The sequence below is a fragment of the Ensifer sp. B1-9 genome (assembly GCF_050474445.1).
In the GTDB taxonomy this organism is placed as follows: Bacteria; Pseudomonadota; Alphaproteobacteria; order Rhizobiales; family Rhizobiaceae; genus Ensifer.
The window spans coordinates 194,050-214,875 of sequence record NZ_JBCHVG010000011.1 but is presented as its reverse complement, the minus strand read 5'-3'; the positions used below and the strand labels follow the sequence as shown (position 1 = coordinate 214,875).

Sequence of the window (20,826 nt, the reverse complement as noted above, 5' to 3'; positions counted from 1 at the left end):
ATCCTTTTCTATAACTTTCAGTGCACGAGGGCGTGGCGAGAATCTGGCTTCAGCCGAATTCGGCGACAACGCGATACGGGGACGTAGTTTCATATGAGAGTAATTAAGACGGCAGCGATCGTGGCGCTCATGAGCGGCTGTGCGATCGCGACCATAGATGCGCGGCCGGCTTCGGCCTTCTCGCTCGCCGATTTCATCCGGGCTGGCAGAAAGAAGCCGGATTCCGCCGAACAGACCCAGCCAGCCCAGCCGCTCCCCGGCATGGGCGGAATGATCGATCCGCAGCCGAACTTGGCCGCCAGGCCGCTGCCGAAGGTGACCGGGCCGAAATACTATACCTACAAGGCCGAATCGCTGCGCCGGATCGCGACCGACAAGCTGCTCGACCCGGTGGTGACCGGCTCCGTGCGCAACGGCGCACTGCCGCCCATGCTGCGCATGCCGCTTGCCGATGCGCGGCAGTTCCTTCCGGAAATCAACGTGCGTGCCGCGGGCGACGTCGCAAAGGCGATCGAGGCCCATTACGGCGCGCGCATGGATTACATCTGGATTGGCGCCGAGGGCGTGAATGCCAAGGCGAAGGCGGCGATCGCCGTTCTCGCCGATGCCGCCAAGGTCGGCCTCGATCCGCAGGATTATGCCGTCAGCGTACCGGCCGACAGCTTCGATCGTGGTGACATGATCGCGCGGGAAAAGGAGCTGCTGCAGTTCGAAATCGTGCTGTCGGCGGCAACGCTGACCTATGCGCAGGACACGGTGCGTGGCCGCATCGATCCGAACAAGATCTCCGGCTACCACGACTTCAAGCGCAAGACCGTCGATCTCACGTCGCTTCTCGACAAGCTGTCAGCGAGCGCCGACGTCGCCACGCTTCTCAAAGACCAGAATCCGAAGAGCGCACAATTCGCAGCACTCTCCGTCGAACTGGAGAAGCTGAGGGCGGAAACGGGCGCCGAGCAGCGCGTCGAGATCGCGCCCGGCACGCTGCTGAAGCCGGGCCAGAGCAATCCCGAGCTCGCCAATATCATTGCCGGCATTCGCCTCAAGGGTTCGGAAGCGCTGAAGGCCGAACACGCGGCGGTTCTTGCCGCCTATCAAGGCACTCCGGAATACACGCCGGAACTGGTCGCGGTGGTCGAGGCCTTCCAGAAGGAGCACGGGCTGAAGGCCGACGGCGTCGTCGGCCAGGCGTCGGTACGCATCCTGACGGGCGGCGACAGCGTGGCGAACAAGATCAACAAGCTCGAAATCGCCATGGAACAGGCGCGTTGGCTGCCGGATGGCCTCGGCGACCGCTACGTCTTCATCAACCAGCCGGCCTTCACCGCCACCTATGCCGACCAGGGCGCCGAGCAGTTCTCGATGCGCGTGGTCGTCGGCTCGAAGACGAACCAGACTTACTTCTTCCAGGACGAGATCCAGACCGTCGAGGTCAATCCGTATTGGGGCGTGCCGCAGTCGATCATCGTCAACGAGATGCTGCCGAAGCTCAGGAGCGATCCGAACTACCTCGATCGCATGGGCTACCAGGTCGAGATCGGCGGGCGGCCGGTTCCGTCGGCGTCGGTCAACTGGAACGGCTCGACCGCTTCGATCGCCGTGCGCCAGCCGCCGAGCAGCGACAATGCGCTCGGCGAGCTGAAGATCCTGTTCCCCAACGCGCACGCGATCTACATGCACGACACTCCGTCGAAGAGCTTCTTCAAGCGCGACAACCGGGCACTCAGCCACGGTTGCGTGCGGCTTGCCGATCCGCGCCGCATGGCGGCCGCCGTGCTCGGCACGAGCGTCGAGGATGTCGGCAGGGAAATTGCCGACGGCCGCAACAAGGCGCTGCAGGTTCCGGTGAAGGTGCCGGTTTATGTCGCCTACTTCACGGCCTGGCCAAACAAGGATGGCGTCGTCGAATATTTCAACGACGTCTATGAGCGCGACATGTACATGAACCGCGCCTTTGACGCGACGCGAGACGCCCGCAGGGCCGAAGGCTAAGGCATAAGGATGGAAAAGGCCGCTTTGAGCGGCCTTTTCTTTGCGACTATCGGGCTTCGAGCAGAGCCGAGACCAATTCCGGCGTCAGCTCATCGAAATGGCCGATGACCTTCGTCGGCTCGAGGCTTTCGACGGGCACGTCGGAGTAGCCGAAAGGAACCGCGATCGACGGCACCGCGGCATTGCGGGCGACGAGGAAGTCGTTGAGGCTGTCGCCGACCATCACCGAGCGTTCGGCCAGGCCGCCGGCATTGGTGACGGTTCTCAAGAGATGCTCGGCGTTCGGCTTGCGCACTTCGAACGTGTCGCCGCCGGAAATCGCGGCGAAGCGTTCGATCAGTCCCAGGCGTTCGAGCAGGCGCTTTGCCAGCTTTTCCGGCTTGTTGGTGCAGACCGCCAATTTGAAACCGGCGCCGGAGAGGCGGTCGAGTGCGTCGATGAGGCCCGGATAGGGCAGCGAATCGCCGGGCATCGAGCCGTGGTAGAAATCGACGAACTCCTTGAGCTGCCATTCCAGCACGTCTTCAGCGAGCGGCTTTTCCCGGAGCGCGAAGGTGCGCTCGATCATGGCGCGTGCGCCGTGGCCGACGAGGTGGGTCAGGTCGGCATAGCCGACCGGCGCGATGCCGGCCTGGGTCACTGCATGGTTGAGGCTCGCGACCAGGTCCGGCGCGGTATCGACAAGCGTTCCATCGAGATCGAAGACGACTATGGGAGATGACACCGAAAAACCTCATGGCACCGGAAACGTTGCCGTTCGGGTAGGCGAAGTGACGGCAGAATGCAATGGGGAGTACACCTCGCAAGCGGTGCGGATTCCTTGGCGGCAATTTCATTTTGACTTTTGTTTGCGTCGCCGGGCGTGTAAGTGTCTCAGCGGAAAACGGGCGCGCGGTTCGCAGTTTGGAGCGAAGCCGTCCGTCGGCATTACAAGGGAGCGACTGGCGCATGGACGCCCGCGAAATGAAAATCAAAGCCGCGGCTGCGGCTCTGGAATATGTCGAAGACGGCATGCGCCTCGGCATCGGTACCGGCTCCACCGCTGAGGAATTCGTCCGACTGCTGGCCGAGAAGGTTGCGGCCGGCTTCCACATCGAAGGCGTTCCCACTTCGGAGCGCACGGCGCGGCTCTGCCTCGAACTTGGTGTGCCATTGAAGTCGCTCGACGAGTTGCCGGAACTGGATCTGACGATCGACGGGGCCGATGAGGTCGATGGCCGGCTGCGGCTGATCAAGGGCGGCGGCGGCGCGTTGCTGCGTGAAAAGATCGTCGCAAGCGCCTCGAAGTGCATGATCGTGATTGCCGACGAATCGAAGGTCGTCGACGTCCTCGGCGCCTTCAAGCTGCCGATCGAGGTCAACCCCTTTGGTCAGGTGGCAACGCGGATCGCGATCGAGAAGGTCGCCGCGCGCCTCGGCCTTTCCGGCGAAATCGCCGTGCGTCAATCCCATGACGGCGCCTTCAAGACCGACGGCGGGCACCTCATTCTCGATGCATCTTTTGGCCGTATTCCTGATGCAGATGCGCTCGCGGGAGAGCTGAATGCCATTCCCGGCGTCGTCGAGCACGGGCTTTTCATCGACATCGCGTCGCTGGCGATCATTGCAGGGCCGGAAGAGGCACGCATTCTGACTGCGTCCTGAACCGGCTCCCGACAGCCCGCACCGGGCTGGGAGCGGCAAAGACAAACAGGTTTCCATACATGCGGGCCTGGCGGCGGCAATCGCCCGGGCAGCATGCGACAAACACAGGAGCAAGGGTAAAAATGAACAAACTCGCAGGTCTTGTCCGCACATTCGCTGCCACCGCGGTTCTGCTTTCCGCATCGGTACCGGCGGTGCAGGCCCAGGACGTCTCCGAAGAGCAGATCAAGGCGGCGCGCGCGACGATCGCAGCGCTTGGCGTCACCAACAGCTTCGACAATATTCTGCCGAATCTTGCCGAGCGGCTGAAGAACACGCTGATCCAGGCATCGCCGAACCATCAGGAATTGATCACCGCCACGGTTGACGACAAGGCTCTGGCCCTTGCAGCCCGCCGCGCCGACCTCGAAAACGAAGCGGCGACGATCTACGCCAAGACCTTTTCGCTGGAAGAGCTGAACGCGATCACGGAATTCTACGGCTCCGCCGCCGGCAAGAAGCTCCTGAACGACGGCCCGATCGCTTCGCGCGAACTGCTCAAGGCCGCCGACATCTGGGCCGCGGGCGTTTCCCGCGACCTGACCCAGGAAGCGACCAAGTCGCTCGACGCCAAGGTTGGCAGCACCCAGCCGGCCGCCGAGGGCGCCATCCAGCAGCCGGCGCAATAATCAAGCGCGCCGGCGCCATTCATCACGTTTCAAGGAGCCCGGAGCGATCCGGGCTTTTCTTTTGCCGGGGGGCACCACTATATGTGGCTGCGGCCCGGTCCTCGGCTGGGCGCTTCAGGCTGCCGGACGCGAGATCGTTCGGCCAGCTTTCCATTTCGCCATTCCGGCCCGCTTGCTTTCAGGAGACTGCCCATGCCCGCATTCGACTATGACCTCTTCGTAATCGGTGGCGGGTCCGGCGGCGTCAGGAGCGGGCGCCTGGCGGCGAGCCTCGGCAAGAAGGTCGCGATCGCGGAGGAGTTTCGTTATGGCGGCACCTGCGTCATCCGCGGCTGCGTGCCGAAGAAGCTCTATGTCTACGCGTCGCAGTTTTCCGAACATTTCGAAGACGCCGCCGGCTTTGGCTGGTCGGTCGGCGAGAGTCGGTTCGACTGGAAGAAGCTGGTCACCGCCAAGGAACAGGAGATCACCCGGCTCGAGGGGCTCTACCAGAAGGGGCTGAACAACGCCGGCGCCGAAATCCTGCATACGCGCGCCGAGCTCGTCGGCCCGAACACCGTTCGCCTGCTCGACAGCGGCAAGACGGTAACGGCGGAGCGGATCGTGATCGCCGTTGGCGGTCATCCGACGCCGCATGATGCGCTGCCGGGACACGAGCACTGCATTTCCTCGAACGAAGCTTTCGATCTTGCAGAACTGCCGAAGTCGATCCTGATTGCCGGCGGCGGCTACATCGCCGTCGAATTCGCCAACATCTTCCACGGCCTCGGCGTCGAGACGACGCTGATCTATCGCGGCAAGGAAATTCTCTCGCGCTTCGACCACGACCTGCGCCGCGGGTTGCACGTGGCCATGGAAGAGAAGGGCATCCGTATCCTCTGCGAAGACATCATCCAGTCGGTCACCCTCGATGCCGACGGCAAGCGCGTTGCGCACACGATGAAGCACGGCGAGATCGCCGTCGACCAGGTGATGCTGGCGCTTGGCCGCGTGCCGAACACGAAGGGGCTGGGCCTCGAAGCGGCCGGTGTGAAGACCGATGAACGTGGCGCCATTGTCGTCGACGCGTTCTCGCGCACCAGCGCGCCCGGCATCTACGCGCTTGGCGACGTGACCGACCGCGTGCAACTGACGCCGGTCGCGATCCATGAGGCCATGTGCTTCATCGAGACCGAGTACAAGAACAATCCGGTCTCGCCGGACCACGACCTGATCCCCACCGCCGTCTTCTCGCAGCCGGAGATCGGCACGGTCGGTCTGACGGAAGAAGAGGCGGCGCGCCGCTTCGACGAACTGGAAGTCTACCGCGCCGAATTCCGGCCGATGAAGGCGACGCTTTCGGGCCGCAAGGAAAAGATGATCATGAAGCTGGTCGTCAATGCCGCCGACCGCAAGGTGCTTGGCGCCCATATCCTCGGCCACGACGCCGGCGAGATGGCGCAGTTGCTCGGCATCTCGCTCAAGGCCGGGTGCACCAAGGACGATTTCGACCGGACGATGGCGGTGCATCCGACGGCGGCCGAGGAATTGGTGACGATGTATTCGCCGTCCTATCGTATCCGCAAGGGCGAGCGGGTCTGACCGCCTCGGACGGATGCACCTGCAAACCCTCCCGGAAGTCCACCTGTCGCGCGCCTGCTGCGCCGACGGTGGGCATGCGCCGGGATGCAGGGACCTCCTGCCGCGGGCCGGAAGTCGCCGGGCACGATTGATGAACGATCTGTCGTCCATCTCGTCGCCGTTTCTGCGCAGAGAGGACGGCGGCGAGTTGGCGCTCCTATCTCGTTGAAACTGCGCACATTTCTTTCGAGATGTCGCCTTGGCTTTTCTGGATTGTGCGTTGCCCGGACATATCCTTGCGCCGGATGTGTCCTGCAACGCAATGAATTCTGGTAGGATGGCTTTCCAAGCGTTTCCTTAACGTCTATAAGCCCGCATTCCGCGGCGTTTCCGCCCGGGGCCGGCACAGAGGCCGGGCTCAGCGTCCGGGCAGGGCATGCGGATGTGAGTGAAATTTCCGAATACCGGGCGGCCGCCTTCGGCCGTCAGGGCGCGACCCGCGCGGATGGATCCGCGGCAGACAACAGGTGAACGAAATGGCACAGACTTGGACTCCAAACAGCTGGCGGCAGAAACCCATCCAGCAGGTGCCGGACTATCCGGACCTGGCAGCGCTTGAGGCGACCGAAGCGCGCCTCGCGAAGTATCCGCCGCTGGTGTTTGCGGGTGAAGCACGCCGTCTGAAGAGTGCCCTTGCCAATGTCGCCGAAGGCCGCGGTTTCCTGCTGCAGGGCGGCGATTGCGCCGAGAGCTTCGCAGAGCACGGCGCCGACACGATCCGCGACTTCTTCCGCGCCTTCCTGCAGATGGCCGTCGTCTTGACCTTCGGCGCACAGCAGCCGGTGGTGAAGGTCGGCCGCATCGCCGGCCAGTTCGCCAAGCCCCGTTCTTCCGGCGTGGAGAAGCAGGGCGAAGTGACGCTGCCGTCCTACCGCGGCGACATCATCAACGGCATCGAGTTCACCGAGGAAGCGCGTATCCCGAACCCGGAACGCCAGATCATGGCCTACCGCCAGTCGGCCGCAACGCTGAACCTTTTGCGCGCCTTCGCCATGGGCGGCTATGCCAACCTCGACAACGTGCACCAGTGGATGCTCGGTTTCGTCAAGGACAGCCCGCAGGCGGAACGCTACCGCAAGCTCGCCGACCGGATCTCGGAAACCATGGACTTCATGAAGGCGATCGGCATCACCTCGGAAAACCATCCGAGCCTGCGCGAAACCGACTTTTTCACCAGCCACGAGGCGCTGCTGCTCGGCTACGAGCAGGCGCTGACCCGCGTCGATTCGACCTCGGGTGACTGGTACGCCACCTCCGGTCACATGATCTGGATTGGCGACCGCACCCGCCAGCCCGACCATGCGCACATCGAATACTGCCGCGGCATCAAGAACCCGCTCGGTCTCAAGTGCGGTCCTTCGCTGACGGCCGACGGCCTGCTCGAGCTGATCGACATTCTGAACCCGGCCAACGAAGCCGGACGCCTGACGCTGATCTGCCGCTTCGGCCATGACAAGGTGGCCGAGCATCTGCCGCGCCTCATCCGCGCGGTCGAGCGCGAGGGCAAGAATGTCGTCTGGTCCTGCGATCCGATGCACGGCAACACGATCACGCTCAACAACTACAAGACCCGTCCGTTCGAGCGGATCCTGTCGGAAGTCGAGAGCTTCTTCCAGATCCACCGCGCGGAAGGCACGCATCCGGGCGGCATCCATATCGAGATGACCGGCAACGACGTGACGGAATGCACCGGTGGTGCACGTGCGCTTTCCGGTGACGATCTTGCCGACCGCTACCACACGCATTGCGATCCGCGCCTCAATGCGGATCAGGCGCTGGAACTGGCGTTCCTGCTTGCCGAACGCATGAAGGGCGGCCGCGACGAGAAGAAGATGGTCGTCAACGGCTGATCTAAATCCATGGCATCGTTCAGGTTTTCTGAACGTCGCTTAGGAGTTTTGAATTTGACAATGCCGGGCCGGCTCTCGAAGCTGGCCCGGCATTTTCGTGTCTGGAGCAGGAAGCGGCGCGCGTGACCGTGCTGCCGCTCTCACCTCATGGCAGGATGACGCATGACGATTGCGCTTGGGGGGACAATGCCGGACGTTCACAAGGGAAACTGCCTTTGCGGAGCAGTGCGCTTTGCTGCGCACGGTGAGCTGCGCGAGCTGATCTATTGCCATTGCAGCCAGTGCCGCAAGCAGACCGGCCTCTACTACGCCGCGACCAACGTGGAGGATCGGAACCTCGAGGTGGAGGGGGCGGAGAACCTCACCTGGTATCGGGCAAGCGAGACCGCCAGCCGCGGCTTCTGCCGCCGTTGTGGATCGGCCCTTTTCTGGAAGGCGAATGGGCTGGACTATACCTCCATCCTGGCCGGTGCCTTCGAGAAGCCGACCGAGCTGAAGGGCGGCTATCACATCTTCTGCGAAGACCAGGGCGACTTCTACGAAATCAGCGACAACTTGCCGAAATATGCGGCCGGGCGCGGCTGAGCGTTCACTCCTGTGTATGCTTCGCGCGCCGAACCGCCTGTTCGAAGCCGTTGGCAAGGCCGGCCATCTTGATCGACTGCCACTGACAATATTCGTCTAGCAGGCGTTCGCTTAGCCAGAAGAGCCCGCGCTGGCGCTCATCGGCGCGACCGATGAGGCCCGCATCCTGGGCGCGGGTGAAAATACGCCTGATATGCGTGTTCGAAATCATGTAGTGCGTGGCGAGCTCCGAGAGGCTGGCTTCGAGCCAGACCTTGCCATCGACGGGATCGAGACTTTCCGGCCGCGACATGAGGTCGTCCAGCAACAGGCCGCCGCATTCGGTCCAGACGAAGGCGGCCACGGCTTCCGGTGGCTCGCTCCAACGTTGGTCGGCGAGCAGCAGGCGAGTGGCGATCGGTTGGGCGCGCTCGAAGATGGTCCGATCCGCCTCGACGCGCTGGACGCGGCCCTTGCCGTCGAAGCGGTCGAGTGTGGCCATCTGGCTCATGAACCAGCGCAGCATCGCCCCTTCGCTGGTTTCGGTCGGCTCCAGGGGCCGCACCTTCTTTCTGGCGCGACCGCCATCGACATCACGAAGCAGCTTGTAGGTCAGCAGCTCGGCGATGAAGGCGGCAGCGGTGTTGCGGCTGGCGCCGCCCATTTCGTGCATGAACTTCAGGAGGCGCGCGGTGGTGATGCCGGTCTCCGGATTGGTCGGATCGCGCTCCAGGTGCAGCGTGTAGACGGCCTGGCTCAGCGTCCATTTCTGATGGGAGGCGACGAGGCGGCCGACCCGCGGGAAGATATCAAACACGGACATCAGATCCCGACCGCTCGCCTGAAGGATCGTCCGGAAGTTCGGATGATTGCGAAAATCCTCTGCGGTGAAGGCAAGGGCACCAGCTTGCGCAAGCCCCTCATGCTCTGCCACGACACGCATTTGCTGCGCTCACCCCCATGCTTGCGCGGCGTGCCGGATGCTTGAATTTCAAGTTGCCCGGTCGCCAATCGCCACTCAGCCTCACCCCTTATAGTAGGAGTAGCTTGCGCTTAACGTGTGGACAACCGATTTTGTTCAAACGGGGCATCTGACATTCAACCGTCAGACGCCCCGTTCGACTGCTGGATCTCGATCACTGCACCAGCACGGGCGGCTGGCACTTGACACCGGTGACGCGCACATCGGCTTCGCCGACCCGGACGCCGACGAGCAGAAGCAGGTTGTAGAGCAGGTCGTCGACCGGCTTGGTGACGCCACCCAATGTCTGGGCCAGTGCCTGCTGGACGACCGTCGGGCTGCCGAGCGTCAGGAGCAGAACCTGGATGTTGAGATCGAGATTGTTGAGCAGCGTTTGGGTCGTGGAGGTGAGGATATCCTTGGTGGAGACGCTCTTGATCGATCGAGCGGCAATCTCGGACGGGCTGAAGTTCAGGCGTGAGGCCTTCAGGTTTTGTGCCTCGACATGAGCGAGCGCATCGATCTTGACGACGAGGGCATCGACGAGGCGGGCCCTTTGCACGCGAGCATCGGACGAGAAGTTCGACAACACCGTCGGATCGACGTCGCCGATGGCGATCTCGGCAATGCCCGGCACCGCATCGACGCTGACCGCTGCGTTTTCCGGGGTGCCGCCGTAGCAGCGAATGTCGGCAAGCTTTGCCTCGGCATAGGCGAGTTCGACGTAGATCGGCAGTCTGATGCGGATGCCGGCGAGAGCCGCCAGGCCGTCGACGTTGACTTCGACGGCGAGGCGGGTTTGTGCGGTGCGGACGGCCGCGCCCGGTGTTCCGAGGCGATGGCTGGGCGTTTCGACCGGCGGCTCGCCGATCGCGAGCTTGACCTTGGCAGAAGCGATGCCCGGAAGCCCGGTCACGGCGTTGAGCGCGATCTGTTTCTCGCCGTTGGCGATCGCTGCCGCCGCGGAGACGATCTGCAGCGCGCTGACCTTCATCGCCCAGTCGGAACCGGCATCGATCTGCAGGCTCTTCTTCGGATCGAGGTTGAGGATCTGCGCCAGCGTCACGGTCTTTTTGTTGTTTGAGGTCGAAAGCTCGATGCTCTTCAGTGCCGCCGTCACGGTTCCCGAGAGGCCCTGGACGAGCCGCATCGAGGAGAGCAGTTGCGGCATGGTCAGATTGGCCTTCAGCACGTCCTCATAGGAGGCCGTGGTCAGGTTGAGCTTTGTCGCGACGATCTTCAGGAACGGCTGGACGTCGATGTCGGCATTGATGAGCGCCTCGTAGTCCATGACCTTGAGGGAGATGGTCGTGCCGAGCATTTGGCCGAGGATCGAATTCAGCAGTCCGTCGTTCAGGCTGGCGAGGCGCGAACCGACGGAGAAGGCGGCAATCTTGGAGCTCGCGGCGGTGCCGACGACGCTGAGATCCGGCGGCGCGCTGAACAAGGAGGCAAGGACGATTTCCCCCTTCTTTTCCAGCAGGACCTGCACGGCATCGGTCGGTGTCGCGTCCTTGACGAAACGCTGCCCGGCATCGAGTGAGGGGTCGGGGACATAGCGGCCGCGGGTCAGCGTCGCGACACCATCCACCTTGCCCGAGCCGACATCGCTCAACGGCAGCACCTTGCCGTCGACTGTCATCAGTCCGCTCGGCGTTGCCACGGCATAGTTGAGACCGTTGTCGGAGAAATGATTGAGCACGGCCTTCTCGGCCAACGCAATGTTGGCCGCCGCCGCGATCGCGGCAAGGTCGACCGTCGACTGCATCTCACGTTTCTGCACGGTCAGATAGCCGTAGTCGATGCCGAGCCCCATGGAGGCGACGACCAACGGCATGACCAGTGCGGCGGAGATGCCCACATTTGCGTCCGGTGATCGGAGCAGCCTGCGCAGTCGCGTTGAATTCCACGACATGTCAGACCCCTCCCACGCGAATGGTTGCAAAGCGCTCGATCTGGCTGCTCGGCATCGCGAATGTGAAAAGATTAAAAATCGGCAGGTCTGCGGCGTCGTACTTGATCCGAACGGTGAACTGGTTGGTGTTGTTGGCGTCGTCCTTGACGGTCACGACCATGCGAGAGGATTTGATGAAGGCCTGGTCCATGGTCGTGCGCTGGATATAGTCGGTCGCGAGGCGTTCGCGTTCACTTTCCGACAGTCCAGCGATGGCTGTGCGCGCGGCATCGGCGGCGATCTGCTGTATGGAATGGGCTGTGCTGAGATAAATACCGTAGGCGATCAAGGTCAGCACGCAAAGGAAGAAGAGCGGCGCTATGATTGCAAATTCGATTGCAGCGGCGCCGTCTCGGCCGCCTAAAAGGCGCTTGAAGTTGGACATTGCAGCATCTCCGCGTACCCACGTTGCTGTATTTTTTCGAATGTCCCTGCACCCGTACGATGCCCCTCAAACGTTAATTTTTTCATACCCCGATAAGTTGTTGAATCTGCGCATGTTTCGCGAATGTTGCAAAAAATGTATTTTCAGTTGAATTAGTGTTTATGAAAATTAGCGCGGTTTACCGGCCCGAAGCAGATGGATGGCCGATGGGCGGATGGCAACGAAACTGATCCGCCGGGCCGTATTTCGCCTCGTGCCAGGGGGCGGATCATGCTTGTCGGGTGCGTTCAGTCCCGGCCGGGCGCTGAACGGTATTGTTCGAGCTGCCGGTTGAGGGTTGCGACGTCGGCGCGCAGTTCCGAAATCTCGCGCAGCAACACGTCGTCGACCTTGTGGTGCAGGGCGATCAGTTCGACCTCCGCTTTCAGATTGACCTCATAGTCCTTGGATGCTGCGAAGCGGTCGCGTTCGGCCTGGCGGTTCTGCGACATCATGATGACCGGCGCCTGTAGCGCGGCAAGCATGGAAAGCACCAGGTTGAGGAAGATGTAGGGGTAGGGGTCGAACGCACCGGTGATGAGCAGCACGGAGTTCACGAGGACCCAACAGACGAGGAAGCCGCAGAAGCCGATGATGAAGCTCCACGAACCGCCGACGCGGGCGATGCTGTCGGCAAGCCTGTCGCCGAAGGAAAGCCCAGCCGTAAAGGCGGCATGTGAATCGGTGGCAAGGGTGCGCCGATCGCGGGAGTGCGCAAGAATGCGACGTTCGATTTCGCCAAGCTCGTTCAGCGGCTTGCCGAAAAGCTGCTTTGATATCTCGTTGAAGTGCGGCATGGCGATCTCCGATGTTGGCCGGAAGCCAATCTAGAGCGCAGGGGCCGCAAGGAAAATCAGGCGGGATCGGAAAAATGCGGAGAGCCGGACCGGATTCTGCCGGTCCGGCTCTCATGGATCAGTGGGTTTCAGCCGCGCTGGCGAAGAGCTCGGCGTGGGACTTGAAGAACCGGTCCGTCGAGTAGCGTTTTCCGAACATCATATCGTGCTGCAGGAAGCGATAATCGCGCAGCAAGGCGGGCACCTTCGGCTGACGCGACCACTCGGCGACTTCCTTGCCGTTCTTGCGGATCAGCATGTAGCGGTCGACGACGCGGAACTGGTCATGAACCTTGCCGAGGAACCCGGTGTAGTAGGGATGCTCGTAGCCGGATTGCTTGAGGATCGTGTAGGAGAGGAAGGCCGGGCTGATGGTGCCGACGTTCTTCTTCGGTCCGGTCTTGTTCGACCAGACGACCAGCGGCGTTTCATGCTGCGCCTTCATCTGGTCCTTGGAACCTTTGCGCTCTGCGGTGACGCCCTTCATGAAGCCGGTACTGGTATAGACGGTGTTCAGCGGCGGCAGATGGTCGCCGAAGAGCACGATGATCGTTTCGCGATCGCGCTTCTTCGCCCAGTCCATCAGCTTCTTCAGGCTGTCGTCGGCTTCCTTGATCCCTTGCGCATAGGTAGCGAGCACCTGGCGGTCGCTTTCCGGTAGGTCGCCTTCGATCTTGATGGTGTTGTTCGCGTAGCGGTTCGCCTCATAGGGACCATGGCCCTGGAGCGTGACGGCGAAGAAGAAGAATGGATCGTCCATCGCATCGGCCTGGCGGATGATCTCGTTGGTCAGCGACTCGTCCGAGGCGAAGATGCCGCGTTTTTTCATCGGCGGCATGTTCTCCTCCGACTTGAAGGTGTCGAAGCCGAAGGCCTTGTAGACCGCGGTGCGGTTCCAGAACCAGCTCTGGAAGGGATGGATGGCGCGCGAGACGTAGCCTTCGCCACGGAAGAAGGTGGCAAGCGACGGGATCGGGTTGCGGATGTACTGCTGGTACGGAATGCTGCCATAGGGCAGGAAGGCGTTGGAGAAGCCGGTCAGCGCCTCGAACTCGACATTGGCGGTCATGCCGCCGAATTCCGGCGAGAAGACATTGCCCGACTGCATCTCGCGGATCGTCGGCATCGGATCGGGCGAGAGCTTGACGTTCGGCAGGCGGGTCGGATCCCAGAAGGACTCGCTCATCAGCACGATGACGTCGGGCTTGCCGCGGTGCGAGGTGCCGGCCGGAAGCGGCTTCACCGGAATGCGATCGATGGCATCGGCCATGTAGCCGGCGGGCGCACTGACATTGGCCATCGGCAGATTGATGGCAAAGGCGAGTGCGAAGCCGTTGTGCTTATAGTTCTCGGTCTGGTCCCACATGATGGGGATGACCTTCAGGCGGTCACGGATCCAGGAGAACTGGTTGTAATCCATGATGTTCCAGAAGGCGACGAGCAGCGGCAGCGCGAAGGCGAGCCGAGCCACGCGCTCGCGCGTCGTCAGCTTGGGGAAGGTCCGCCAGGCAAAACGCAGCAAGAGCGCGATCGCGATGACCCCGGCGACGAGGCCGACGGCGATGCCGACGGCGGTCCAGGGCCGGTCCTTCACCAGCACCGGCATCAATTCCATGATCTGGCGGCCGAACAGGAAATCTGTCGGATAGAGCGGGTCGGACAGGAAGACCTGCTTCTGCTGGCAGATGACGGCCGGTATGATGGCAAGCGGCGCCATCACCACGGCCGACTTGTGCTCGCGGCCTAAAATGCCGTCGATGGCGAGCAGGACGAGGAAGAAGGCACCGACCGTCGTCAATGCCGGACGCATGGGGTCGAGGAAATAGGCGACGGTATCGGACATCGACTGACGCACGACCAGTTCGACGACGAACACGAGAGCAGCTGCGAAGAAAAGGGAGAACAATGCGCTGCGGGCGCCCGCGAGCGTCTTGGCGTGCCGCGCGGTGAAGCCGGGTCTATCGACATAGACGCGCGAGCCTCTCGCGACCGCGGAATCGATACTGGCCAATATATTCTCCAATTCACAAATGTGTCGTGTAACTGTCATACGCTCGTCATTTTGAACAGGGGATGAATGGTTTCTTAACGGGAGTTGGGAACAGCTTTCCGCCGCGTGACGGTGCTGCAACTACCCCCGATAAGAACCGGGAAAGACAGAATTTTTCGGATTTTTTCGTCTAGCGGCGATTGCCTGTGGGTATTTTCCCGCGGATTGCGCTAAAGAACACTGCGAAAAGCCAGATGCAATCGCTCAGAAGAGATCGACAGGCCCGCTCATGACCGCTCACAAGACCGCTCCCTCGCTCCTCCGCATCGCAGTCGCCCAGCTCAATCCGACGGTGGGTGACATTGCCGGAAACCTGGCCAAGGCCCGTGAGGCGCGCGCCGATGCAGCGCGCCAGGGCGCCGATCTCCTGCTTCTGACGGAGCTGTTCATCTCCGGCTATCCGCCGGAAGATCTGGTATTGAAGCCAGCCTTCCTGAAGGCCTGCTACCAGGCGGTCGAAAAGCTGGCGGCCGAGACGGTCGACGGCGGTCCGGGCGTCATCATCGGCTTCCCGCGGCAGACCAAGATCGGGCGGCACAATTCGGTGGCAGTGCTCGACGACGGCAAGGTCATCGCGGTTCGCGACAAGGTCGATCTGCCGAACTATGGCGAGTTCGATGAAAAGCGCGTCTTCGACCAAGGCGAGATGCCGGGTCCGGTGAATTTCCGCGGCGTGCGCATCGGCATTCCGATCTGCGAGGACATCTGGGGCGATCTCGGCGTTTGCGAGACGCTGGCCGAAAGCGGCGCGGAAATCCTGCTGTCGCCGAACGGCTCGCCCTATTATCGCGACAAGGTGGACGTGCGGCATCAGGTGGTGCTGAAGCAGGTGATCGAGACCGGCCTGCCGATGATCTATGCCAACCAGCTCGGCGGCCAGGACGAACTGGTGTTCGACGGCGCGAGCTTCGCCTTCAATTCCGACAAGTCGCTGGCCTTCCAGATGAGCCAGTTCGAAGAGGCGATCAGCATCGTCGAGTGGAAGAAGGGCGAAAACGGCTGGCACTGCGACAGCGGGCTGAAGTCCCGCCTGCCGGAGCGGGAGGAGGCGGACTACCGCGCCTGCATGCTCGGCTTCCGTGACTACGTCAACAAGAACGGCTTCAAGAATGTCGTGCTCGGTCTTTCCGGCGGCATCGATTCGGCGATCTGCGCCGCACTGGCGGTCGATGCGCTCGGCGAAGAGCGGGTGCGCACCGTCATGCTGCCCTATCGCTACACCTCGCAGGAATCACTGAAGGACGCCAAGGATTGCGCCGCGGCGCTCGGCTGCCGCTACGACATCGTACCGATCTCAGAACCGGTCGAAGGCTTCCTGAGCGCACTCTCCGACATGTTCGAGGGAACCGAATCCGGCATTACCGAGGAGAACCTCCAGAGCCGCACGCGCGGCACGATCCTGATGGCGATCTCCAACAAGTTCGGCTCGATGGTGGTGACGACGGGCAACAAGTCGGAAATGTCGGTCGGCTATGCCACGCTCTATGGCGACATGAATGGCGGCTTCAATCCGATCAAGGACCTCTACAAGATGCAGGTCTATGCGCTGTCGAGTTGGCGCAACACGACGGTTCCGCCGGGCGCGCTGGGTCCGTCGGGCATCGTTATTCCGCAGAATATCATCGACAAGGCGCCGTCGGCAGAGCTTCGCCCCAACCAGACGGACCAGGATTCGCTGCCGCCCTATCCGGTGCTCGACGATATTCTCGAATGCCTGGTCGAAAAGGAGATGGGTACCGACGAGATCGTGGCCCGCGGCCATGACGAAGCGACGGTTCACCGGGTCGAACACCTGCTCTACATTGCCGAATACAAGCGGCGACAGTCGGCGCCGGGCGTCAAGATCACCAAGAAGAATTTTGGCCGCGACCGCCGCTACCCGATCACCAACCGCTTCCGCGACCGGGGATAGACGGTGAGCGCCTTCGGCGAAGGGCGGGACGGCAGCACGGCGGTCCCGAGTTCACGGACGAGGAGATCCGGTTGATGCGGCTGTGGTCGTTGAGCGACGTTTCCGCTGCCGGGCAGCTTTCGGCACAGATCGCCTATTTCGCGACACCGGCGGTCTTCGGCATCCATGGCCTTGCAACCGGCAGCGCCGTCATCGTCGACGTTGCCTTCGTCTGCATCCTGCTGCTGTTGGCCCGGGGCCTCGTCTCAAGCTGGCGGGAGCAACGTCATCCATCGTGATGCAGCCGGTCTGCGCCAAGGTTCTGGCGACGCTGCGAGCGGGTGAAAAACGCAAACAGCTGCTTCACCGCGGCGGGAGAACGGTATGCGCAGTTCCATCGAAACCTATGACATCGTTACCGGCGAAACACGCGTCGTCTGGCAGACGGATCGGCTGGTCGAGGCGCCCAACTGGTCGCGGGATGGCACGCACCTCGTCATCAACGGCGATGGCCGCCTTTATCGCCTCGGCTTCGACGGTTCGCAGCCGACGGAGATCGACACCGGCTTTGCTACGCTCTGCAACAACGATCACGGCATCTCGCCCGATGGCGGCACGATCGCGATCAGCGACAAAACCGAGTTCGGGAAATCGGCGATCTACCTGCTGCCGGCCGAAGGCGGAACGCCACGGCTCGTCACCCGCAACCTGCCATCCTATTGGCACGGCTGGTCGCCCGATGGACAAGAGGTGACCTATTGCGGCATCCGGGACCAGATCTTCGACATCTACACGATTTCGGTCGATGGCGGCGAGGAGAGGCGCTTGACCCACGGGGAAGGGCGCAATGACGGGCCCGACTGGTCTGCCGACGGGGAATGGATCTATTTCAACTCAAGCCGCACCGGCCGCATGCAGATCTGGCGCGTCCGTCCCGATGGCAGCGATGTCACGCGGATCACCGACAGCCCCTATGGCGATTGGTTCCCGCATCCGTCGCCCGATGGAAAGCATCTGCTGGTGCTTTCCTATGACGGCGACGTCTTCGATCATCCGCGCGATCTCGATGTCCGCCTGCGGCTGATGGATATGGATGGCGGCAATGCGCGCGTGCTGTTCGAGCTCTTCGGCGGGCAGGGAACGATGAACGTGCCCAACTGGTCTCCCGCCGGCGACCGCTTCGCCTTCGTTCGTTATCAGCCGGAAAACTGAGGGCGCGGCTGCAGAGTTCCTTCGATCGGATCCAGGGAAGAAAACCTGCAGCAATTCACAGCGTTACGGCGACCTTGGCCGTCCGACAGGACGCGCAGCAGCCCCAGGGTATCTTTGCGGCCGCATCCTTTGGAATGGTCGAACGCGTTGCCGAAATTCTCGATCGGCAGCCGAAGCTTATCAAGGCCGCTTTCGGGGCGTTCCGGGGCCGCGGCTGGCCGGAGCCGCAGCAGGACTGGATGACGCCGCTCGCTTTCGTTGTGATCAGCAGGCGAACGTGGTCCGGCTTCTGCTCGAGCGCGGTGCGAATGCGGGCCCGCGCGATCGCGCGGCTGTGACCCGATAGGCGATTGCGAATATGGGTGCGCGGGCCGGCGCTTGCGCGCCCATAGGTTTTGCCTGCGACTGCTGATTGTCGGTCGGTTTGTCTATCGATTCAGGTGGTTGAAATCGTTAAGTATTTCAACACCAGCTTATTTAAGCCAAACTTCTAATTTGGTCGCTAGGGTGCCGGCGTATCGGCTGCCATCGCCGGGCATCGCGCTTGCAGGAGCGCCAAAATGCTCGCCGTGGCCGGTGCGGACGAGGGGGACTGGCGTAGTGGACAAGACGTTGCGGTTGGCGAAGCGGAGGAGAACGGTTTGGGCGATTCATGCCGCCTGTACCCTGGTCGCCGTCCTGATCATAGCGAGCCTCATCTTCGTTCTTGATCGTTCGGTCGCGGAAGCGGATCGCTTCGGCCTTTCGGCGGAGCGGCGGCTGGTGGCAAACGAACTGCGCCACCAGATGGATGCGGTCGTTCAATTCCAGGCGCAGCTCTCCTTCTGGGACAAAACCTACCAGGAACTCGCCAAAGGACACGTCAGCGACGCCTTCGTTGCGGACGAGATGTCGGGCTGGCTGTGGGAAGACTACGGGTTCTCCTGGCTGATCTTCACGGATCGCGACCACAACGTTTCGACGGTGTTGAAGGACGGCGTTGCGGTATCAAGCGAGGCGGCCCGTGTTCCGCTCGAGGAGGTGGACGATCTGCTCGACGAAGCCAGGCGCCGCTACGACAACGCGCTCAGAAACAATCACGGCTCCTATGTGCTGGATGTCGTGACGCCGGACCCGCAATCGGTGATGCCGACCGTGCCCGGAATTCACGCCGTGGACTTGCGTGAAATCGACGGACGCATGAGCGTCGCGGTCGTGCAGGCGGTGATCCCGGAAACGCTGGCGATACCGGCGGAGCGTCGCGCGCCCGTGCTCATGGTTTCGGTGCGGCCGGTGACGCCGAAGATGATGCGCGAGATCGCGGCGCGGCTGGGTATCGGTAGACTCGCCTTCGTGCCGCTCGCAGCGCGGCCGGAGGGCAGCGTCTATGCGTCCGTCGGGCGCTGCTCCGACGCATCCTGCCTCGTGTCGGCGTGGATGCCGAAGTCACCGGGCGGGTTCGTCCGGGCCGAGTTGTTGCCGAGCGTCATCGTAATGGCGATCGTGGCGGCGCTGCTGATGGCCTTTGTCGCCCTGCGCTTCTCGTCGCTCTTTGCCGCCTTGCAGCAGAGCGAGGCGCTCAACCGGCATCTTGCCAAGCACGACCGGCTGACGGGGCTGCTCAACCGGAGCGGTTTCGACGACATGCTGGCGGCGGCGCTATTGAAGGCAAAGACGCACCCGTTCACGCTCGTCTATGCTGACCTCGACGCGTTCAAGGCGGTCAACGACCGCCATGGTCATGCGGCGGGCGACGCCGTTCTGGTCGCCATGGCCGAGCGCTTCCGGAACCGTGCCGGCTCCAAGGGTACCGTCGCACGGCTCGGCGGCGACGAGTTTGCCATTATTCTCGGCGAATGCAGCGAGGCCGAGGCTCGCGGGCTTGCGGCTGGTCTTGTCGCCGATGCGCAGACTCCGGTCGGGTTCAATGGCCAATTGCTCATCGTCGGCGGCAGCGCCGGCATCGCCTTTGCGCCGCGCCACGGGCTGACCGCACGCGCCCTGCTGCTGGCCGCCGATGAGGCGCTCTATCTCGCCAAGCGGCGCGGCCGCAATCGCGTCGAATCGGCTGACGATACGGTCCTGCCGGGCCGAACCTCGGGCAATCAGTTCGTCCCCGGACCGAGTGGCGATCGTCCTACTCCGGCACGTTATAGGGCGTGATGACCACGACCGCCGAAAGCTGAGGGCCGACCGCGCCAGACGAAGCGCGGCCGTGCAGCATGATCGTGCGAAATGCCGTGCGCGCGTCGGTCTTCAGATCATGGTGCAGGACGAAATGAATGCGCCGCTCGCGCAGCAGCGCCAGATTGTCCTCGTCGAGGTCGTGGGCGACGTAGAGAGCGCAGCGGCGGCCGAGCCGGTCGAAGGCGGCCAGCACCGAGCGGTTGCCGCCGCCGATGGAATAGGCGGCATTGATGTCAGGGTTGGCGGCGAGTGCCGCATCCGCCAGTGCACCGGTTTCGCTGTCCCGCCCATGGCCCTCGCTGATCTCGACGATCCGGATCGTCGGGTAGCGCTGGCGCAGCACGCGGCGAAAGCCGATTTCCCGCTCTTCCTCACCGCGGAAGCGGCCGCTGGACAAGGTGACGAGCACGGTCGCCGACGCGCCGGCGAAGCGCTCGCCGATGAGATAGGCGGCGGTTTCTCCGGCTGCCCTGTTGTCGGCGCCGGCATAGGCGGTTCGCTGGGAATGGGGCAGGTCGGTCACCAGCGTGACGACGGGGATGCCGCTCGTCTCGAAGCGCGCCACGGCGCCGACGATCTCGGGCACATCAGGCGCCTTGAGAACAAGCCCATCGGTTCCCCGCAGCCGGATGCGGTCGAGCAGTTGGACGATCTCCTGCGGGCGCATCGTCTCGGCGAAATGGAAGCGGCAACGAAAGCTCGTCGGCGCCAGCGTCATCGCTTCGCCCTCGAAAGCCCGCCGCACTGCATCGGTAAAACGTTCCGGCGCCTCCATCACGATATCGATCGCGAACTTGCGGCCCTGGATGTCGAGCCCGGCCTGCTGCTTCTCCAGCTCTTCGATGGCCGCGCGAACCCTGGCGATGGTCTGCCGCCGTACGCCCTGGCGTTCGTTGAGCACGCGATCGACGGTCGCGGTGCTGAGGCCGGCCTGAAAGGCAATGTCCTTGACCAGAAACGGATGGGCCATCGCGCCAACTCTCCTGATGGATTT

Annotated in this window: 18 protein-coding genes; 11 read left to right on the top strand and 7 right to left on the bottom strand. The window is 62.8% G+C overall.

Annotated features, from left to right (window positions below; all coding sequences use genetic code 11):
* The first annotated feature begins 93 nt into the window (after positions 1 to 93).
* Positions 94 to 1,992 carry a L,D-transpeptidase family protein gene (locus ACQ5BM_RS21605; protein ID WP_429815682.1) on the top strand — a complete coding sequence of 633 codons (1,899 nt, stop codon included), beginning with the start codon at positions 94 to 96 and terminating at the stop codon, positions 1,990 to 1,992.
* 46 nt (positions 1,993 to 2,038) lie between these two features.
* On the opposite strand, the gene ACQ5BM_RS21600 is transcribed toward ACQ5BM_RS21605, so the two are convergent.
* Entirely contained in the window at positions 2,039 to 2,716 is a 678-nt protein-coding gene (locus ACQ5BM_RS21600) for an HAD family hydrolase (protein WP_429815679.1), read from the bottom strand.
* A gap of 224 nt (positions 2,717 to 2,940) precedes the next feature.
* On the opposite strand from ACQ5BM_RS21600, the gene rpiA reads away from it, so the two are divergent.
* From rpiA to ACQ5BM_RS21575, 5 genes are all read left to right on the top strand, one after another.
* On the top strand, positions 2,941 to 3,636 hold the full coding sequence (rpiA, locus tag ACQ5BM_RS21595) for a ribose-5-phosphate isomerase RpiA (protein WP_429815677.1): 696 nt from the start codon (positions 2,941 to 2,943) through the stop codon (positions 3,634 to 3,636).
* A 122-nt stretch (positions 3,637 to 3,758) separates the two neighbouring features.
* Complete coding sequence (locus ACQ5BM_RS21590) at positions 3,759 to 4,304, top strand: DUF2059 domain-containing protein (protein ID WP_429815674.1); 546 nt, start codon at positions 3,759 to 3,761, stop codon at positions 4,302 to 4,304.
* A gap of 192 nt (positions 4,305 to 4,496) precedes the next feature.
* Positions 4,497 to 5,885, top strand: a complete 1,389-nt coding sequence (gor, locus tag ACQ5BM_RS21585) for a glutathione-disulfide reductase (RefSeq protein ID WP_429815671.1) — start codon at positions 4,497 to 4,499, stop codon at positions 5,883 to 5,885.
* A gap of 515 nt (positions 5,886 to 6,400) precedes the next feature.
* Positions 6,401 to 7,774 carry a class II 3-deoxy-7-phosphoheptulonate synthase gene (locus ACQ5BM_RS21580; protein ID WP_429815668.1) on the top strand — a complete coding sequence of 458 codons (1,374 nt, stop codon included), beginning with the start codon at positions 6,401 to 6,403 and terminating at the stop codon, positions 7,772 to 7,774.
* 186 nt (positions 7,775 to 7,960) lie between these two features.
* Entirely contained in the window at positions 7,961 to 8,359 is a 399-nt protein-coding gene (locus tag ACQ5BM_RS21575) for a GFA family protein (RefSeq protein WP_429815960.1), read from the top strand.
* A gap of 4 nt (positions 8,360 to 8,363) precedes the next feature.
* Here the strand turns inward: ACQ5BM_RS21575 and ACQ5BM_RS21570 are convergent, their stop codons facing one another.
* From ACQ5BM_RS21570 to ACQ5BM_RS21550, 5 genes are all read right to left on the bottom strand, one after another.
* Complete coding sequence (locus ACQ5BM_RS21570) at positions 8,364 to 9,281, bottom strand: hypothetical protein (protein ID WP_429815666.1); 918 nt, start codon at positions 9,279 to 9,281, stop codon at positions 8,364 to 8,366.
* Positions 9,282 to 9,474: 193 nt separating this feature from the next.
* Complete coding sequence (locus tag ACQ5BM_RS21565; RefSeq protein ID WP_429815664.1) at positions 9,475 to 11,214, bottom strand: pilus assembly protein TadG-related protein; 1,740 nt, start codon at positions 11,212 to 11,214, stop codon at positions 9,475 to 9,477.
* Position 11,215: 1 nt separating this feature from the next.
* Entirely contained in the window at positions 11,216 to 11,638 is a 423-nt protein-coding gene (locus tag ACQ5BM_RS21560; RefSeq protein ID WP_429815662.1) for a TadE/TadG family type IV pilus assembly protein, read from the bottom strand.
* A gap of 287 nt (positions 11,639 to 11,925) precedes the next feature.
* The gene (locus tag ACQ5BM_RS21555; RefSeq protein WP_429815659.1) at positions 11,926 to 12,474 is read right to left on the bottom strand and encodes a DUF1003 domain-containing protein; all 549 of its coding nucleotides are present in this window, start codon (positions 12,472 to 12,474) and stop codon (positions 11,926 to 11,928) included.
* Positions 12,475 to 12,592: 118 nt separating this feature from the next.
* A complete protein-coding gene (locus ACQ5BM_RS21550) occupies positions 12,593 to 14,524 on the bottom strand; it encodes an LTA synthase family protein (protein WP_429815656.1) in 1,932 nt (643 codons plus the stop codon).
* A 268-nt stretch (positions 14,525 to 14,792) separates the two neighbouring features.
* On the opposite strand from ACQ5BM_RS21550, the gene ACQ5BM_RS21545 reads away from it, so the two are divergent.
* The 5 genes from ACQ5BM_RS21545 to ACQ5BM_RS21525 all read left to right on the top strand — a co-directional run bounded on the left by ACQ5BM_RS21545 (position 14,793) and on the right by ACQ5BM_RS21525 (position 19,808).
* Positions 14,793 to 16,475 carry an NAD+ synthase gene (locus tag ACQ5BM_RS21545; protein ID WP_429815653.1) on the top strand — a complete coding sequence of 561 codons (1,683 nt, stop codon included), beginning with the start codon at positions 14,793 to 14,795 and terminating at the stop codon, positions 16,473 to 16,475.
* A gap of 74 nt (positions 16,476 to 16,549) precedes the next feature.
* Positions 16,550 to 16,753, top strand: coding sequence for a hypothetical protein (locus ACQ5BM_RS21540; protein WP_429815650.1), 204 nt, complete (start codon positions 16,550 to 16,552; stop codon positions 16,751 to 16,753).
* An 85-nt stretch (positions 16,754 to 16,838) separates the two neighbouring features.
* Complete coding sequence (locus ACQ5BM_RS21535; protein ID WP_429815647.1) at positions 16,839 to 17,666, top strand: TolB family protein; 828 nt, start codon at positions 16,839 to 16,841, stop codon at positions 17,664 to 17,666.
* Positions 17,667 to 17,800: 134 nt separating this feature from the next.
* On the top strand, positions 17,801 to 18,004 hold the full coding sequence (locus ACQ5BM_RS21530) for a hypothetical protein (protein ID WP_429815644.1): 204 nt from the start codon (positions 17,801 to 17,803) through the stop codon (positions 18,002 to 18,004).
* A gap of 262 nt (positions 18,005 to 18,266) precedes the next feature.
* Positions 18,267 to 19,808 carry a diguanylate cyclase domain-containing protein gene (locus tag ACQ5BM_RS21525; protein WP_429815641.1) on the top strand — a complete coding sequence of 514 codons (1,542 nt, stop codon included), beginning with the start codon at positions 18,267 to 18,269 and terminating at the stop codon, positions 19,806 to 19,808.
* On the opposite strand, the gene ACQ5BM_RS21520 is transcribed toward ACQ5BM_RS21525, so the two are convergent.
* Positions 19,783 to 20,802, bottom strand: coding sequence for a LacI family DNA-binding transcriptional regulator (locus ACQ5BM_RS21520; RefSeq protein WP_429815639.1), 1,020 nt, complete (start codon positions 20,800 to 20,802; stop codon positions 19,783 to 19,785). The two genes, ACQ5BM_RS21525 and ACQ5BM_RS21520, sit on opposite strands and share 26 nt — an antisense overlap.
* Between the last annotated feature and the right edge of the window lie 24 nt (positions 20,803 to 20,826).